The organism is Methylobacterium gossipiicola (assembly GCF_900113485.1).
Taxonomy (GTDB): Bacteria; Pseudomonadota; Alphaproteobacteria; order Rhizobiales; family Beijerinckiaceae; genus Methylobacterium; species Methylobacterium gossipiicola.
Map to the genome: position 1 here is coordinate 18,134 of NZ_FOPM01000012.1, position 14,884 is coordinate 33,017.

At 69.4% G+C, this 14,884-nt stretch carries 17 protein-coding genes, 1 pseudogene and 1 riboswitch; of the genes and pseudogenes, 3 read left to right on the top strand and 15 right to left on the bottom strand.

Annotated features, from left to right (window positions below; translation table 11 throughout):
* Positions 1 to 15: 15 nt before the first annotated feature.
* From BM249_RS11865 to BM249_RS11885, 5 genes are read right to left on the bottom strand one after another with little or no spacing between them, the layout of a single operon-like run.
* Entirely contained in the window at positions 16 to 978 is a 963-nt protein-coding gene (locus BM249_RS11865; protein WP_091972130.1) for a DUF6925 family protein, read from the bottom strand.
* A complete protein-coding gene (locus BM249_RS11870) occupies positions 953 to 1,768 on the bottom strand; it encodes an ABC transporter ATP-binding protein (protein WP_091972132.1) in 816 nt (271 codons plus the stop codon). The genes BM249_RS11865 and BM249_RS11870 overlap by 26 nt, the downstream gene beginning before the upstream one ends.
* Complete coding sequence (locus BM249_RS11875) at positions 1,765 to 2,781, bottom strand: FecCD family ABC transporter permease (RefSeq protein WP_091972135.1); 1,017 nt, start codon at positions 2,779 to 2,781, stop codon at positions 1,765 to 1,767. The genes BM249_RS11870 and BM249_RS11875 overlap by 4 nt, the downstream gene beginning before the upstream one ends.
* Positions 2,778 to 3,596, bottom strand: a complete 819-nt coding sequence (locus BM249_RS11880) for an ABC transporter substrate-binding protein (protein ID WP_091972136.1) — start codon at positions 3,594 to 3,596, stop codon at positions 2,778 to 2,780. The genes BM249_RS11875 and BM249_RS11880 overlap by 4 nt, the downstream gene beginning before the upstream one ends.
* A gap of 41 nt (positions 3,597 to 3,637) precedes the next feature.
* Positions 3,638 to 5,617: a TonB-dependent receptor plug domain-containing protein gene (locus BM249_RS11885; RefSeq protein ID WP_091972137.1), complete on the bottom strand. Its 1,980-nt coding sequence runs from the start codon at positions 5,615 to 5,617 to the stop codon at positions 3,638 to 3,640.
* Positions 5,618 to 5,727: 110 nt separating this feature from the next.
* A riboswitch (cobalamin riboswitch) is annotated at positions 5,728 to 5,927 on the bottom strand.
* Between the two features lie 523 nt (positions 5,928 to 6,450).
* Between BM249_RS11885 and BM249_RS11890 the strand changes: the two genes are divergently transcribed.
* Positions 6,451 to 6,675 (top strand): hypothetical protein, encoded by a 225-nt coding sequence (locus BM249_RS11890; protein WP_091972138.1) that lies wholly within the window; start codon positions 6,451 to 6,453, stop codon positions 6,673 to 6,675.
* On the opposite strand, the pseudogene BM249_RS21980 reads toward BM249_RS11890, so the two are convergent.
* Positions 6,646 to 7,318 (bottom strand): annotated as a pseudogene (locus BM249_RS21980) (integrase core domain-containing protein); the annotation flags it as partial. The gene BM249_RS11890 and the pseudogene BM249_RS21980 sit on opposite strands and share 30 nt — an antisense overlap.
* A 315-nt stretch (positions 7,319 to 7,633) precedes the next feature.
* Here BM249_RS21980 and BM249_RS11900 point away from each other — a divergent pair.
* Both BM249_RS11900 and BM249_RS11905 read left to right on the top strand, forming a co-directional pair.
* Positions 7,634 to 9,175, top strand: a complete 1,542-nt coding sequence (locus BM249_RS11900; RefSeq protein ID WP_244528720.1) for an integrase family protein — start codon at positions 7,634 to 7,636, stop codon at positions 9,173 to 9,175.
* A 179-nt stretch (positions 9,176 to 9,354) separates the two neighbouring features.
* Positions 9,355 to 9,933 (top strand): metallophosphoesterase, encoded by a 579-nt coding sequence (locus BM249_RS11905; protein ID WP_091972142.1) that lies wholly within the window; start codon positions 9,355 to 9,357, stop codon positions 9,931 to 9,933.
* A 39-nt stretch (positions 9,934 to 9,972) separates the two neighbouring features.
* Here BM249_RS11905 and BM249_RS11910 read toward each other — a convergent pair whose 3' ends face one another.
* The 9 genes from BM249_RS11910 to BM249_RS11950 form a co-directional block, all read right to left on the bottom strand.
* Complete coding sequence (locus BM249_RS11910; protein WP_091972144.1) at positions 9,973 to 10,638, bottom strand: hypothetical protein; 666 nt, start codon at positions 10,636 to 10,638, stop codon at positions 9,973 to 9,975.
* 50 nt (positions 10,639 to 10,688) lie between these two features.
* Positions 10,689 to 11,096 carry a hypothetical protein gene (locus tag BM249_RS11915; RefSeq protein ID WP_143103747.1) on the bottom strand — a complete coding sequence of 136 codons (408 nt, stop codon included), beginning with the start codon at positions 11,094 to 11,096 and terminating at the stop codon, positions 10,689 to 10,691.
* Between the two features lie 88 nt (positions 11,097 to 11,184).
* Positions 11,185 to 11,478 (bottom strand): hypothetical protein, encoded by a 294-nt coding sequence (locus tag BM249_RS11920; protein ID WP_244528721.1) that lies wholly within the window; start codon positions 11,476 to 11,478, stop codon positions 11,185 to 11,187.
* On the bottom strand, positions 11,478 to 11,804 hold the full coding sequence (locus tag BM249_RS11925; RefSeq protein WP_091972148.1) for a hypothetical protein: 327 nt from the start codon (positions 11,802 to 11,804) through the stop codon (positions 11,478 to 11,480). The genes BM249_RS11920 and BM249_RS11925 overlap by 1 nt, the downstream gene beginning before the upstream one ends.
* A 93-nt stretch (positions 11,805 to 11,897) precedes the next feature.
* Positions 11,898 to 12,794 carry a hypothetical protein gene (locus tag BM249_RS11930; protein ID WP_091972149.1) on the bottom strand — a complete coding sequence of 299 codons (897 nt, stop codon included), beginning with the start codon at positions 12,792 to 12,794 and terminating at the stop codon, positions 11,898 to 11,900.
* A 105-nt stretch (positions 12,795 to 12,899) separates the two neighbouring features.
* Complete coding sequence (locus BM249_RS11935; protein WP_091972151.1) at positions 12,900 to 13,619, bottom strand: hypothetical protein; 720 nt, start codon at positions 13,617 to 13,619, stop codon at positions 12,900 to 12,902.
* A gap of 11 nt (positions 13,620 to 13,630) precedes the next feature.
* Positions 13,631 to 14,173 carry a hypothetical protein gene (locus BM249_RS11940; protein WP_091972153.1) on the bottom strand — a complete coding sequence of 181 codons (543 nt, stop codon included), beginning with the start codon at positions 14,171 to 14,173 and terminating at the stop codon, positions 13,631 to 13,633.
* Between the two features lie 11 nt (positions 14,174 to 14,184).
* Entirely contained in the window at positions 14,185 to 14,529 is a 345-nt protein-coding gene (locus BM249_RS11945) for a hypothetical protein (protein WP_210348358.1), read from the bottom strand.
* Complete coding sequence (locus BM249_RS11950) at positions 14,526 to 14,771, bottom strand: hypothetical protein (RefSeq protein ID WP_091972155.1); 246 nt, start codon at positions 14,769 to 14,771, stop codon at positions 14,526 to 14,528. Before BM249_RS11950 ends, BM249_RS11945 begins: the two co-directional genes overlap by 4 nt.
* Positions 14,772 to 14,884: the final 113 nt, after the last annotated feature.

Sequence of the window (14,884 nt, forward strand, 5' to 3'; positions counted from 1 at the left end):
TCGGTGCCGTCACGGTCAGGCCGTCGCCTCCGCGTCCTCGTCGTCGCCGGCGGCGGCTTCGATGATCTCGCCGCGCAGGTAGCGCGCCTGGGCCTCGGCGACGCGGCGTGCGCCTTGCGCGTGCCGGCTCGACACCGTGCCGCCGGGCGATCCGGAGCCACCGCCCTTGATCGCCACGAGGTCGGGATCGCCCCAGCGGTCGAGGAGCGCCTGAAACGCCGCGTAGCGTCCAACGTCGAAGGGGATGCGGGCGCCCATCATGTCCTTGTAGGGATGGGCCGGATGAAGCCCGGCGCACGGGACCCAGCCCGCCGGGATCGGGGTCGTCGCCGCATGGGTCCGGCCGCTGCGCAAGAGCTTGGGCAGGACGTGCGTGTGCGGCCCCTCCGGACTGGTGCCACCGGGGCCGGGAATTGGGGCATAGACCTCGACGCGCCCGATCCGCGCCAGGAACACCCGGTGCGGGCTCAGGGCGACGAGGTATCGACCGATGGGATTGGCGTGGTCGAACAGCGGCAGCCCGGTACCGGCCCGCAATCGCGCGACGGCCTCCGGATCGCGCACGCGCACGCAGGCATCGACGGCGAGGAGGCCGAGGCCGAGGTCGAACAGGATGCCGTCGCGGTCCTGCGGCCGGGCGGCATTCCGGTCGGGTCCGAGCTCCGTCACCACGGTCCTGCGGTTCATTGCGCAGGTCGCCTCGGGCAGGCAAAGGGCGACGGCGTGGTTCCAGCCCGAAGCCACCGGGGTTTCGTAGGCGACGGGCCGCAGGTCGGAACTCGGAGTCAGGGCGATGGCGCCGCGTGCCGTCGCCAGGCCGAGGCGGTCGTCCGGTAGGGCCAGGACGACCTCGTCCGGATCGCGCATGAACTCCGCGATGGCGCCGAAGCTGCCGAGGCTCCAGGCCGTGCCCGGATCCGCCAGCGCCGCGCGCAGGAGGGCGACGATGGCGTCAGGACCGTTGGGGTAAGGCTGCATCGATGTCCTCCGGTGGGGGATCTGAGCGGTGCCAGGGTAGGATGTAGGGCGTTCCGTCGGGCGCGACGCCGCGCCGGACTGTGATGCCGAAGGTTTCGGCGAGCCGCCGGTCCGTCAGGATGTCCGGGTCGCCATCGTCGACGAGCCTGCCTGCGCCCAGGACCACGATCCGGTCGCAGAACCGGGCCGCGAGGGCGAGGTCGTGCAGGATGGCGACGACGCCGGTGCCGGCCAGGGCCACGCGCCGCAGCAGGGTCATGGCGTCGAGCTGGTGGGCCGGATCGAGGGCGGTGATGGGTTCGTCGGCCAAGAGCCACGCCGCCTCGACGGCGAGGGCGCGGGCGAGAAGCACCCGCATCCGCTCGCCCGAGGACAGGGTCGGTTCGAGGCGTTCGGCGAAGTGGGCCGTGTCGGTCCGGGCCATGGCCCGCGCGATGGCGGCGTGGTCGGACGCGTCGAGACCGCCGAACGCGCGCCGGTGCGGCAGGCGGCCGAGGGCGACGAGGTCCCGCACCCGCATCGGCCAGCCGGCGCCCGCCCCCTGGAACAGGACCGCGATGCGTTTGGCGCGGGCGTCACGGGAGAGGTCGAGGAGCGGCGTCCCGTCGAGGATCACCCGGCCCCGCCTCGGTGGAACGAGGCCCGCGAGGGTGCGCAGGAGGGTGGTCTTGCCGGCGCCGTTCGGACCGACGAGGCCGACGAAGCGTCCCGGCTCCAGGGCGAGGGTGACATCGGTGAGGACCGCGCGCCCGCCGAGGCGGATGTCGACGGATTCGGCCGCGAGGCTCATGCGCCGCGACCCCGCTGGCGCAGGAGGAGCACGATCAGGAACGGTGCCCCGACGAGGGCGGTCACCACCCCGAGCTTGAGTTCGGGCCGCGTCGCCAGGAGGCGCACGCCGAGATCGGCCGCGAGCACGAGGGCCGCGCCCGCGAGCCCGCTCGGCCACAGGCCGGCCCCGGGGCGGGCGCCGACGAGCGGCCGCACAAGGTGCGGGACCACGAGGCCGACGAAGCCGATGGCGCCGCTCACGGCGACGCCGCTGCCGACGGCCAGGGCCGCCCCCGTCACGAGGCGCAGGCGGACCGAGACGAGGTGAAAGCCGAGGCTCGCGGCCGTGTCCTCGCCGAGCGTCAGGGCATCGAGGGCCCGGCCCGTGGACAGCATCAGAGCCCAGCCGGCGGCCATCAACGGCAGGCACAGCCAGACATGGTTCATGCTGCGGTCGGCCAGCGATCCCATCAGCCAGAACACGATTTCCAGGGCCGCGTAGGGGTTCGGCGACAGATTGAGGGCCAGCGCCGTCAGGGCTCCCGCGAGACTCGACAGGGCGACACCGGCCAGGATCAGCCCGAGGGTGGTGCCGCCGCGGGCGGCGACGAGGTTGAGGGCCAGCGCAGCCAGGGCGGCCCCGGCGATCCCGCCGAGCGGGAGGGCGAGGCTGAACGAGGCCGCGAACCCGCCGTAGAACACCAGGACGGCCCCGAGGGCGGCGGCCGAGGAGAGGCCGAGGATGCCGGGATCGGCGAGGGGATTGCGCAGATACCCCTGCATCGCCGCCCCGGTCAGCCCGAGGCTGAAGCCGACGAGGCCGCCGAGCAGGGCGCGGGGCAGGCGCAACTCCCACAGGACGAGGGCCGGCAGGGTCGCACGTCCGGCCAGGAGATCACCGGCTGCGGCCGGAATGTCGAAGGGGGCGTACCCGACCGCGACGGAGGCGAGGGTGAGAACCAGCACCAGTAGGCCGAGGATTCCGACGACCCGTCGTTCGATCCGGTCGCGCGGCGGGAAGCGCGCGTTCATGGCGCGTTCCTCCCGCGTGCGGCGGCGGCGAGCCGGGCCACGACGTCGGCGACCTGCGGCCCCGGACAGGTCCAGAGCCGGTTCGGAATCGAAACGGTGCGTCCCCGGCGGCGCAGGGCGTCGAAGACGGGGTGATGCAGCAGGGCGTCGGCGAGCGACGGGTGGCCGGGCTCGCCCTCGTCGAGGATGAGGAGGTCGGCTTCGGCGAAGGCCGCCGCTTCCAGCGGAACCTGTCCGAACCGGTCGCGACCGAGTTCGGCCGCGACGTTGACGAGGCCGGCGGCGCGCAGGATCGCGTCGCCGAGGCTGCCCGGCGCGACCGTGAAGGCGTTCGGCCGCATGACGAGGGCGCGTAAGGGTTTTCCCGCCGCCACCACCTCGGCCAGCCGTGCGTCGAACGCCGCGACCATCGCCGCGCCCCGCGCGTCCTGCCCGAGGGCGGCGGCCACCGTCCGGATCTGGGCGCGCACCCCATCGAAATCGTTCGGCACGCCGAGTTCGAGGAGCGGGAACCCGATCCGCTTGAGCAGGCCGACCGTCGTCCGGGTCGTGAAGGCGCCGGCCACGACGAGGTCGGGCCGTAGGGCAACGATCTCTTCCGACAGGCCGCGGGTCACCGTGAGGCCCGTGGCCTCCCGCGCCACGGTCGAGCCGCGTGGATCATCGGCGAGGGCGGTGACGGCGGCGACCTGTTCGCGGTCGGCGAGGCGCAGAACGAGTTCGTCGGCGCAGAGGTTCATGGAGACGACACGGACCGGGTGCGCCGGGGCTTCGGCCGCCCATCCGGCGGCCGGGAAACCGAGCCAGGCCGCCATCGCCAGCGCGGGGCACGCGCGTCGCCTCGCCATCGCGAGCCTCAGAAGGTGGTCATGCGGACGCCGCCATAGACGGCGAGGCCCGGTCCGAGAAACCCGGTCGGGTTCTCGTAGCGGCGATCGAACAGGTTATCGACCCGCCCGAACACGCTCACGGTCTCGTTGACGTCGTAGTTCACCGCGAGGTTGACGAGGGTGAAGCCCGGGTTCTTCAGGCGCGCCACGGAGAAGTCGCGGTTGCCGTCGACGAAATGGCCGAGCACGATCACGGTGCCGCTGAAGGTCAGGCCGGGAAGCGGGGTCCAGAACGCCGTCGCGCTGCCCTTGTGGCGGGGGCGGCGCAGGAGCTCCTGATTGGTGATCTCGTTCTTGGTCACCGTGTTGGTGTAGTCGATCCGGCCCGAGAGGGTGTCGGAGAACCGGACCGCCACGAAGGCTTCCGCCCCGTACGACTCCGCCCGGCCGACATTCTCGTTGGTGGTGAAGGTGGCGTTCGCCGCGATGAGGTTCTTGAAATCATTGCCGTAATAGGTCGCGCCGACGAGGATGCGCTCCCCCAGGGGCTGCTCGAAGCCGGCGTCGTAGCCGAGGCTCTCCTCCGGCCGCAGGTTCGGATTGGCGAAGAAGTTGAAGGCCGGGAAGCTCTGGAACAGCTGGCTCAGGGTCGGCGCCTTGAAGCCGGTGCCGACGCTGCCCTTGATCCGTGTCCCGGTGAACGGCAGGACGTAGCTCGGCGCGACCCGGAAGGTGGTGGCCGGCCCGAAGGCGTCGTTGGCGTCGTGGCGGATGTTGGCGACGAGGGAGGCCCCGTCGAACGGCGTCAGCTGTGCCTCGGCATAGCCGGCGGTGTTGCCGTTCCTCGCCCGCAGGTTGCCGGCGCCGAATGGGCTGGGGTCGCGGGTGAGCAGGCTTTCGTCGTCACGCTGCGCCCCGAACAGCACGTGGTTGCCCGGCGAGAGCTGGTAGTCGCCGCGATACTCGTAGCGCGTCCGCTCGCCCAGGCCCGTCGTCGCATCCGGCGTCGTCAGCGGGTCGAGGGGGCCCTGCTGCCGGTTGAACAGGTTCGAATAGTTGACGGCGAAGAGGTTGTGGAAGCCGGGCGTCGGCGTCCATTCCGCCTCGTTGCGGGTGAAGACCTGCTGCACGTCGGCGGCACTCCGGAACGCCGCCGGGAGGGCCGGGAAAGTGCCGTAGTCGGTGCCGGTGAACAGGAGCCGCGAATTGATGAAGCGCGTCACCGAGTTGACCCGGACCGTGTCGGTGAGCTGGTAGCCGAACTTCGCCGAGACGGTCTCGTTATCGTAGAAATTGGGATGGATCGGGCGTCCGAATGGGACGAGGCTCGGTGGAGTCACGGGCGTCGCGGCGGCGCGCAGGTGCTGGATCGACACCGCATAGTCGAACGGCCCCTCCGAGCCGCTGATCCGGCCGCTCTGGTTGAAGGTCCCGAACGAGCCGCCCTCGAGGCGCGCGCTCGCCCGGGCCGGCCCCTCGCCGCGCTTCGTCGTGAACGAGATGGCACCCCCAATGGCGTCGGAGCCGTAGAGGCCGCTCTGGGGACCGCGCAGCACCTCGATCCGCGAGAGATCGTCGGTGAGGAGTTGGCCGAAATCGAAGGCGCCGTTCGGATTCGACGGATCGGTGGCGTCGATGCCGTCGATGAGAACCTTCACGTGGTTCGCGTTCGAGCCGCGGATGAACACCGAGGTCTGTCCGCCCGGTCCGCCGGTCTGGACGACGTTGAGGCCCGGCACCTGCTGCAGGGCATCCGGCACGGTGCGGCGCTGCTGGGCTTCGAGGGTCGCGGCGGTGAGCACGGTGACGCTCGAACCGATTCGGTCGATCGGCGTCGGCACGCCCGTGGCTGAGACGGAGAGTTCGGACAGGGTGATCGCCGCCGGGGCGGCCCGGGGCACGTTCGCGAAAGGCGCGGCGGCCTGTTGCGCGAGGACGGGAGCCGGCAGGGCGACGCTCGCGAGCGCGAGGGAGCGCAGGCACGCGGTTCGGGAGAAAGAGGACACGGAACAAGCCTTGGGCGACGTCTGTGGCACGTCACCGCGAACAGGGTCGATCCGTCCGCACACGCGAACGCCCCGACACCCATCAGGACACCCCGCCCGATGCGTTTCGCGTGTGACCACGACTGACGGCAGGTCTCCTGGCTCGCGGGTCACCGCCCTCTCATCGTCTTCCCAGATCCCGAAGATCCAGTGACGTGGTGATGATGGGCTCGCCGCTCACAGTTGCGGGGGCAGCCACGGCCTCGGGTTTCACCCCTCACCGCGTTCCCTTTTGATCCTCCGGGGAGGAACCGTCGCGCACCAGAAACCCGACCGACGGATGCGTCGTCAATGGCGCGCGAAGGCTTTCCAGCCGTCTGTGCTTCGAAGGTTACAAGTCGGTGAACCGCACCGGGTTTCCCGGAGGCCATCTGGTTTGAGCCAGGGGGCCAAGGTTTGCACGTCGGTTTGGGCAGAGTCGCGCGCTTCGGCCGCTGTCTCCGGATGCCTCGACATCGGCCCGGGCGAGCCCCTTGGTGTAGCGCGGGGCAAGGTATCGTGAACCCCGGTCGCCGTGGTGCGCGAGAACGCCGCCCTTCGGTCCCACTGCCCGCATCGGCCGCGCGACGGTGCACCGGGCCACCACAATCCCTCACTGAACTAAAAATGAACACATACGTTAGATTAAGGGCTCATGAACGAACGGCCCTTAAGCTGGGCTGCCGCACACCCTTGAGGAGATTGGAATGTCTAACGGACCTTTCCAGAACCCGCCCGGCGCTTACGAAATGGGCGGTGCCTGCGGTCTGCCGTGTGAGCCGTGGCTGCTCCCGATCTCCGACGCTCCCCTTCCCATGGTCGACACGACCGATGCGGTGCTGACCTCCGTGCGCCGTGCCGCGCGTCCGTTTCAGATCGCCACGGGCGTTCTGGCGACCATGATCCTTGGAGGGCTGCTGGGTCAGATCACGAAGGATCGGGTGGAGGCCGCACCGGTACACAAGACGGCCGGACAGATCGCCAAAGCCACCCCGTTGGCACTGCCTGTCTCACAAGCGTCTTTGACCGTCCAGAATTAGGAGTTTGTCCTGGCATTTGGGGAGAGGATTTGTCCTGAATGTGCCTGGCTCGGCGGACCATGCTTTGCAGACGGCCTCGTAGGGGGCAGACCTCGTAGAGTCTTGAGACGGCGGCCAAAGTTGTCGGCGCTGACGACGTCGGCCAGATGAGCGTGGAGTTGCTCGGAGTTGTCGCAGTCGTGGCGCTTGACCGTCGCGTCCTTGATCGTGCGGTTCATCCGCTCGACCTGAGCGTTGGTCCAGGGGGGGGCGCGGCTTGGTCGGGCGATGATCGATATCGTTTCGGGCGCAAGCGGACTCCAAGCTGTGGGCTCGGAAAGTCTCTTCGGCCTCGATCAGATGGAGGATGACGTCGCCCGCGACCCGTCGAGTCGCTCGTCCGTGCAACTCGACGAAGGCGACCTTGGTTGTGCGGTCGATGGCGACAAGGAGGTAAAGTCGCCCTTCCGCCGTGTGAGCCTCGGCCAGATCGATGGGGAAATAGCCGGGCGGGTAGACCTTGAAGCGCGACCGCTTCGGCCTGTCGCCATCGACCTCGGGCAATCGACGATCCCAATCGCTGCAAGCAACGATGCAGCGACGAGCGGATCAGGTGCGGGATCGTCGCCTGGAGCTCGTAGAGACAGTCGTCCAGTGGCACGAGCAACAGCTAGCACCGAGATCGCGGACAAGGCCGATGTTGCAGATCTCGAAGGGCCAAGAAAAAGCCCGCTAGGTCATTGACCTAGCAGGCTGAAACTTTGGTAGCGAGGGAGAGATTTGAACTCCCGACACAAGGATTATGATTTCTATTGTTCCATCCCCGCAGCCCGAGTTTGAGCCCGGAATGATCCCGGGTGGGATCACCGAAATGCCAGCAAGTCCAGGGGATTGCGTTAACGACAGGGCAACGCACGCCGTCGTAGAGGGGCATGGAGATCCCGGGCTGCGCAGCCCGAGACCAGCCCGAGTTGCTCCGATGGCCGTCCGCCTGTCCAAGACCCACGTCGAGAAGGCCCTCAAGGATGTGCGCGATGGCGCGCGGGCGTACGATCTCATCGACAGCCAGCAGCCCGGCCTCCTCCTCCGCGTCGGACCGCGCGGCGCGCGTTGGGGCTACAAGGTGATCCGGCAGGGCACGACGTACCGGCTCACGCTCGGATCCCCGCCCGGCCTCACCCTCGATGAAGCCCGGAGCATCGTGGCTGAGGCGCAGAAGCACGTCGCCAACCGGACCGAGATCCCGGACGACGCCTTCCTTGAGCGCGAGTTCATCCGCCTTGGCAAGGTCGCACCCGCCAAGCCCGCCCCTCCCCGCGACGAGCGGCTCGTCGAGGCGTCCATGCAGTACGGCGCAGACATCCCCTATTGGACCTGGGAAGCCGCCCGAACGGAGTACCTCGCCGAGGTGGAGCGGACCCTCCGCGAGGCGACGTGGAAGGACTACTCCGCCAAGCTCCACGCGCCCGAGCTCGCGTGCCTCGCCGGCGTCAAGGTGCGCCGCGTGTCGCTGGAGGATCTCGCGGGCGTCGTCTACGACGTCCACCGCTCCGGCCGGGAGACGCACGCCGTCAACCTGGCGTCGGCCCTTCGGCCCATGTGGCGGTGGATGTGGCAGGCGCATGTCAGGATCCGGAGCGGCCTCGGCATCGAGGGCGTCGGAACCGACATGGCGAAGCTGGCGGCGCCGCCGAAGTCCAAGTCCCGAAAGATGAGGGCCAACGGGAAGATCGCCGGGCGCTACGTCGCGACCCCAGTCGAGATCGGCACGGTCCTCGCCGTCGCCCGCGCCGGCGTCATCGACCCGACCGTGTCGCTCGCCCTTGAGCTCCTCGTCCTGACGGCACAGCGCCGGCGCCCGATCGTGGATGCGCGCGTCGAGGACTTCGTGCCGTGGGCGGAGGAGCCCGGCTGGGGCGTCTGGAGTATGGGCCCCGCCCATCGCAAGACCGCCGACAGCCGGGACGACCAGAGCCGCCATGCCCTGCCGCTCCCCCCTGCCCTTTGGCAGCGGATCGTCCCGCAACTGCAAGCATGCGCGGCGGCCGGGAGGGAGCACCTGTTCCCGCAGATCCGTCCGTGGAAGCTCGGCGACGTCGTTGCCGGGCACATGAACGAAGCGGCCCTCAACCACCGGCTTCTCGACATGGGCCTGCGCGCTTCCCCGCACGACATCCGGCGCGGGTTCTCGACGCACAGCCAGAAGACGCTGCGCCTGCCCCGCGACGCCGTGAAGCTCATCATGGATCACAACGAGGGCATCGCGGCCGACGATGTCCTCGAAGGGCACTACACGATCGACGACCGCCTCGACCTCAAGCAACCCGTGATGTCACGCTGGCTCGCCTGGTGCGAGGATCAGGCAGCGACGGCGGCGGCCGGGTTCCCTCCCCTGCCCGAGCTCGCGGCCGAGATCGCCGCCCGGCGCCGCGCTCGCGAGAGGGACGGCAAGGCGAAGACCGCCGCGAAAAAGGCGGCCGAGGCCAAGGCGGCCGAGGAAGTCAAACCGTTGGCAGCATAGCCCAGGGATAACCTGCTCGAACCCCGGGGATCCACTTGCCGGGACCGCCTAGATCGTCGAGTCTGCCTTCATGAACACCGCCCTCCTCTGCCTAGCGAAACGCTTGCCGGCCTGAAGCCAGCCACCCCGTCCGGGCCGCCCGGACGCCTGCGTTCCTATGCCGAGAGGGGGATCTCCCCATGACGACGTATTTCACTTCGGACACGCACTTCGGGCATGCCGGCATGCTCAGCCCCCGCATGGGGCGGCCCCGTCCATTCTCCTCCCGCGAGGAGCACGACGAACATCTCGTGGCTGCCTGGAACAACCGCGTGCGCCCGACCGACCGCGTCTTCCATGTCGGCGATTTCGCCTACGGCTGCTCGATGAAGCACGCCGAGGGGATCTTCTCGCGCCTCGCAGGGCACCGCACTCTCATCCGGGGCAATCATGAGGCGCGGGGCGAGCGCCTCCCGTGGGAGGGCGGGATCCATGACGTCATGGCGCTCACGGTGCAGGACAGAGGCATGCCCAAGGGCGTGGACGTCTGGCTCTCGCATTACGCGCATCTCACATGGAGGGACATCCACAGGGGCCGCATCCATCTCTTCGGGCACTCGCACGGCTCGATCCCCCCGACGGCGAGGGCATGCGATGTCGGCGTGGACAGCTGGGACTTTCGCCCGGTGACGATCCCCGAGATCGTGGAGCTCCTCGCCGACGTGGCCGCCCGAGGGGCCGGGGACGCCGCGTCCGCCTCGATGGCGCAGGCAGCGTGAAGGGCGGCGGCCTCCTCAGATCTGAGGAGGCCCTTGGGGTTACGCCGTCTTGTACAGATACGGGATCCGCTCCCAGCACCGAGCTCCCTCGTTCCAGTTAAAGTCAGTCCCGGCGACGCCGCTGTGATGCCACCGATAGCCCCTGGCGCCCTCGGGCCCGGTGATCTCAACGCGCCCTATCTCGTCGTCGAAGAGGCGCACGTCGGCGATGATCCTTCCGGGCGATCGATGCACGGCGAGGGTAGCCTTTTGAAAGTGAGGGACCCCACGCGGGACGACGTCGTAGAGGGCCTCCTTGACCTCCACCTGATCGGCGAGCTCAGGCTCCTGCATGACGACGCCCTGATCCAGCGGGGGGAGCTCTCGGTCCCGGCGCGCCTTCTCCGCGGCCTCCGCGACCTCAACGTCGGCCGCCTCCTCGCGCTGGCGCTTGAGCTCCCGGCGCCTGACCGTGAGCGCTGACTGGCCGGGAAGCGCATCCCCGAAATGCGACCTCAGGAGATCGCCTGGGGACATCCCGAAAGGGGCCGGGGCCTCCGGCTCGAGCGGGGCGTCCAGCGCGTCGAGGATGTCCCGGAAAAGATCGGGCAGCGGCTCCGCGCGGGGCCTACTCCGGCCCAGGGTCGGGATGCGGCGCGGGGTCTCAAAGGGGGCCGCGAGGGCTTCGGCGATCCATTCCCTGTGGGCGTCGGTGACAATGGACATCGGGCTCACTCCTGGATGGGGCTAGCTACGGGGGATCGGAGCGGCTCTGCCTAGAGCCAGGAGAGGGCTTCAGCGTCCCCCTCGGGGAGCGGACGCGCACGCCGGCGCGGGGCGGGATACGTCCCCACGATCACATCCCCCAGCTGGCTAAGAGCCCATGTCTCGTCGGAGCCGTGGACGGCGATGACCTGGGTGGCCGTCACGACGAGGCACCGGTCCATGAACTCAAGGGGCATGCGCTCAGGCGAGGCGGATACGAGGCGGCCGTGCATAAGGTGGTCTTTCAGCCGCAGCACGAGCGCGAACGGATCCGCCTCGCCGAGCTGGCGGACGCGCCAACCGGCGACGAGAGCGGCCCGTAGCGTGTCTCCCGCCGGTCGGAGGACAGCCTCACGGCCGCGCTTCGTGAGCGGGGCCAGCTGCCAGATCGGGCTCGTCAGGAGCTCCAGACTGTCCACGAATTTCTCAGTTTCGACGCGGAGACCGGGGTCGTACGTGCCCCCCCTCTCAGGGTGGAACGGCGGGAACCGGGGCGTGATGGGGCGCTCAACCCAGGGCATCGCGTTCCTCTTTCATAAGGCGTGCTGAGAGGGCGAGGGCCTGCTCGGACTGATGCACGAGCAATTCGGCACGGTGGATCAGCATGTCGGCCAGGACCCCCGGTACCCAGTCAGGCACGGGCCGCTCGCCGCTCGCCCAGCGGAATGCGAGGCGGGGATCCAGGCTGTCCCTCGGGCCAGCCGGGTGATGCGGTCCGAGGAGCTTCGCGAGAGGTCTTTTCCACTCGGGCCCGAGGAGGAGGCGCGCGGCCTCCGCCAGAACGACCTTGTCCATGGCCATCACACGATCGCGAGCAGGCGCTTGAGGCCTTGCTGGATCTCGCCGGCGCCATTCTTGACGCCCTGGCGGTAGCCCGTCTCCCACACGTCGATGAGCAGGCGGGCCGTCTCCGGCTTCAGCCCGCGGGGGAGCGTCATGTACGGGCGGCGGCTGTCGCGGTGGCCGTAGACGTCGAGGCCGTCTTGTCCGGGTACGACGTAGCGCTCGTCACCGAGATCTCCGATCGCCTCGATCGCAGCCTCATCGGCGCTGCCCTGGACGAGCTCGTCGAGGATCGTCTCGATGACCTCGCGGCGGACATCCTCGGGCGGGGTATGCATGTTCATGGGGCTGGGTTCCTTTGCGGATGGGCGGCCTCGGCCTGCCCGGACTTCAGATGAGGACGGGGGGCGGGGGTCGGACCCGGCGAGGGGCGGCCGTCAGCGATAGAGGGCGCCCCGATGCGTCTCGATCCAGAATTTCGAGGCCCGCTCCGTCCTGAGCGCGGGCAGATCCGGCTGCCGGGCCATCACGGCGTTCCGGATCGAAATTGCGTAGGCGACTTGCTTCGCCGTTCCAGTGAGCTTCGGCAGGCCCGCGACCCGGGGCTGCCCCTCCTTTCTCAGGCGCTCAGCCTCCTCGGCGTTTTTCTCCGTCAGGGCCTCGCGGGCAATGCGACGCTCCTCAGCCTGAGCCTGCTCGCGCTCCATCCGGACGAGCTCGTCCTGACGCCGGCGTTCGGCCGCCGCGTCGTGCTCCTCGGCCTGGAGGGGCCACACCCGGCGACGCTCGACCTCAAACTCGTCGCGATCGAGTTCGGTCAAGGTGCCCTTGAAAGTGGAGACGTAGAAGCCGCTGCTGCGCGAGGAATTCAGGGCGACGTTCGAGAGCGCGTAGAGGCGGTCGGCCTGCAGGTGCCACTCGACCGAACCCGAGCGCTTGGAGCCGGAGCGGTGGTCCTCGGCGAAGCGCACCCGGTTGCTTTTGGCGTACCCAAGAGAGACTTCGACATTGCCGGGGCCGTTCGCGCCGCCGCCCGTGACTTGCCCGTAGAACCTGATCCGGTCGCCGATCCTTGTGACCAGGCCGCGGCCGAGATGGAGCTCGACAGTTGCGGGCTCGGCGGCGGGCGCCTCGGCCGCACAGGCCTGCTGCTGCTGGACCGGCTGCGGGACCATCTCGACGGCGGCCGGGGCATCGGCCCCCTTCGCCAGCGCCCAAGCCTTCCGCATGGCGGCGATGAACTGGTGCACGGGCTTGCCGACGAGATTGGCGATCCACTTGGCCTGGGACCAGGCAGCGCAGAGGATGGCGCCGCGGTTGTAAGATTTCGTCATGATCGAGGTTTCCCTTCGTGAATGAGCCGGCATGGCCAGCTCATGTCCATCAATCTATGGACAACGTTAGCGAAGTCAAGCTCGGGGCGGGGGGCGGCTGGAAATTCAGCCGGCCTGTCGGTGCGGGGTGTAGGTATTGGTGTGTGGGATCGTGTCCCGCACGTGGGACAGCGCCCTGTCCCTCAGGGCGACCGCCTCGCGGTAGAGAGGGTGCCGCTCGGACCCAGGCCCGAGCCGGACGGCGAGGCTCGTGTACGCTCGTAGGGCGATCGAGCCGCGGTTCTGCCAGACGCGCAGAGCCTCGGCGTCCGTCGCAGGCTCCCGGCCGTCGAGGAGATGCGGCCCGTCGAGCACGGCGAGGAACCGCCGCGCGTCGATGATCTCCGGCGTCAGGACGTCGACCTCCACCTGCGGAAGTCCTGCGCCGAGGCGTTGATCAGGTGCCCCGGGGACAGCCGAGGCCTCGGGCCGCCCGGCCACACCGGATCCCCCCGCAGCGGCGCGAAAGCCGGCGGTGGAGGCGACTCCCTCGGTGCCCTTGTTCGCCTCGGAGCGAAGCTTCTTCAGCAGGGCGATCGCCACGGGCCCGCCCTCCGCGACGCCGCCATGGCCGATAGCGTAGGCGCGCACACGCTCGACTGGCATCCTCGTGTGCTCGGCGTAGGCCTCTCCGGGGCGATGGGGCGCGCGGTACCGGGAGAGGCCGCAGGAGAGGGAGACGGCGTCGTCGTGGAGCGCGGAGACGACAATCGTTCCGGTCGCGCGTTCCCGGACGAAGAAGACAACGCCGTCGCGGCAGGCGATGCGGTGGGGGTCGATGGGCATGGGCTCGCTCCTTAGAAGGGGATGTGCGCGGACGGGTCGTCACACGCCGTGCAGCGGATCCGGCGCTCGTCCGTCCACCGGCACTCGCCGTGACAGGCGTCGTGCTCGCTGCACCCGCAGCCGGTGCAGATCGGCCCAAGGCTCGCTGGGATCCTCCACGACGGCCCCTGGAGCGCGGCGTAGAGGATGTCGGGCATCTCGTCGGACAAAGCATCCAGGGATGCACGGCCGTGCGCAGCACAGGCGCGGGCGGCACTCTCTGCAGTCCTCCCGGCGGCCGCGGAGACGAATGCGCCAGTGATCACGCCAAGGGCGAGTTCGCCGATCCGGTCCCGATCTTCGTCCGGCAGAGCGCGCCAAATCGAGGCCAGGTCGAGGCGCTGCGCCGAGATCACCGGTGCCGTAACCGACGGCACCGGAAGGCCCCCCTCTCGCAGGATGGCGAGGTCATGGCTGTAGGCGACGTCCTCCGGCTCCTCGTGCGGGTCCGTGCAGCACGCATACTGCTCGGCCGCACTCATCGCGAAATGCGCCTCGTCGAATACCCGGCCCATGATGTGTCTCCTCAGAACGGAAGGTTGTCCGGATCGATCGGCACGCCGGTAGGGGGCGGGGTGCGCTCAACCGGCGGCGGCGGTGGCAGCGCCGCGCGGCACTCGTCCGCCATGGTCTCGCAGTGCCACTCCCTGAAGAAGTCCCTGCGGTCGAGGTCGAGGCCGACATGGACGGAGTACCGCTCCCCGACGCGGACGCCCCGACCGATGGGGCAGTCGTCGCACACGACGGGGCGGCGGGCAGTGTGTCGGCGGACGACGCCGCCCTCGGTGAAAGAGGGCTCGATCCGGTCGGGACCCCCGTCCTCGCCTAGCCGGTTCTGCTCCTCGGCGAGGACGCTGCACCACGACGTCACAGGCAGCCCCCCACGTGCACGAGGGCATGCTCGACGCTGACGGCCCGGCGCAGGGGCGTCGAGGGCGGGCGGCGACCCGACAGGGCGGAGGAGAGGTCACCCTCGTTCACGCCTGCCGCGAGGGCGAAAGCGCGCTGGGATCCGGCCTGGGCGACCGCCGCGCGGAGGAGATCTAGGACGTCGTCGTCGGTGACTAGGCGCGGGGGGTCGACCGCGCGCTCGGGTGCGCTCGTGGAAGCCATCAGATCCTCGGGAAGGTGTAGTCGGCGTCTAAGGGAAGGGTAATGCGAGGCTTTGCACTTTGCAACGGCCAAATGTAAGATGAGCGAAGAAAATCTCTGAACGTTGTTCAACG

Bases quoted from the DNA above. Each gene is read 5' to 3' on its own strand.
- BM249_RS11865 (WP_091972130.1), bottom strand. From the start codon at position 978: ATGCAGCCTTACCCCAACGGTCCTGACGCCATCGTCGCCCTCCTGCGC.
- BM249_RS11870 (WP_091972132.1), bottom strand. From the start codon at position 1,768: ATGAGCCTCGCGGCCGAATCCGTCGACATCCGCCTCGGCGGGCGCGCG.
- BM249_RS11875 (WP_091972135.1), bottom strand. From the start codon at position 2,781: ATGAACGCGCGCTTCCCGCCGCGCGACCGGATCGAACGACGGGTCGTC.
- BM249_RS11880 (WP_091972136.1), bottom strand. From the start codon at position 3,596: ATGGCGGCCTGGCTCGGTTTCCCGGCCGCCGGATGGGCGGCCGAAGCC.
- BM249_RS11890 (WP_091972138.1), top strand. From the start codon at position 6,451: ATGGTCGACACGACCGATGCGGTGCTGACCTCCGTGCGCCGTGCCGCG.
- BM249_RS11900 (WP_244528720.1), top strand. From the start codon at position 7,634: ATGGCCGTCCGCCTGTCCAAGACCCACGTCGAGAAGGCCCTCAAGGAT.
- BM249_RS11905 (WP_091972142.1), top strand. From the start codon at position 9,355: ATGACGACGTATTTCACTTCGGACACGCACTTCGGGCATGCCGGCATG.
- BM249_RS11910 (WP_091972144.1), bottom strand. From the start codon at position 10,638: ATGTCCATTGTCACCGACGCCCACAGGGAATGGATCGCCGAAGCCCTC.
- BM249_RS11920 (WP_244528721.1), bottom strand. From the start codon at position 11,478: ATGGCCATGGACAAGGTCGTTCTGGCGGAGGCCGCGCGCCTCCTCCTC.
- BM249_RS11925 (WP_091972148.1), bottom strand. From the start codon at position 11,804: ATGAACATGCATACCCCGCCCGAGGATGTCCGCCGCGAGGTCATCGAG.
- BM249_RS11930 (WP_091972149.1), bottom strand. From the start codon at position 12,794: ATGACGAAATCTTACAACCGCGGCGCCATCCTCTGCGCTGCCTGGTCC.
- BM249_RS11935 (WP_091972151.1), bottom strand. From the start codon at position 13,619: ATGCCCATCGACCCCCACCGCATCGCCTGCCGCGACGGCGTTGTCTTC.
- BM249_RS11940 (WP_091972153.1), bottom strand. From the start codon at position 14,173: ATGGGCCGGGTATTCGACGAGGCGCATTTCGCGATGAGTGCGGCCGAG.
- BM249_RS11950 (WP_091972155.1), bottom strand. From the start codon at position 14,771: ATGGCTTCCACGAGCGCACCCGAGCGCGCGGTCGACCCCCCGCGCCTA.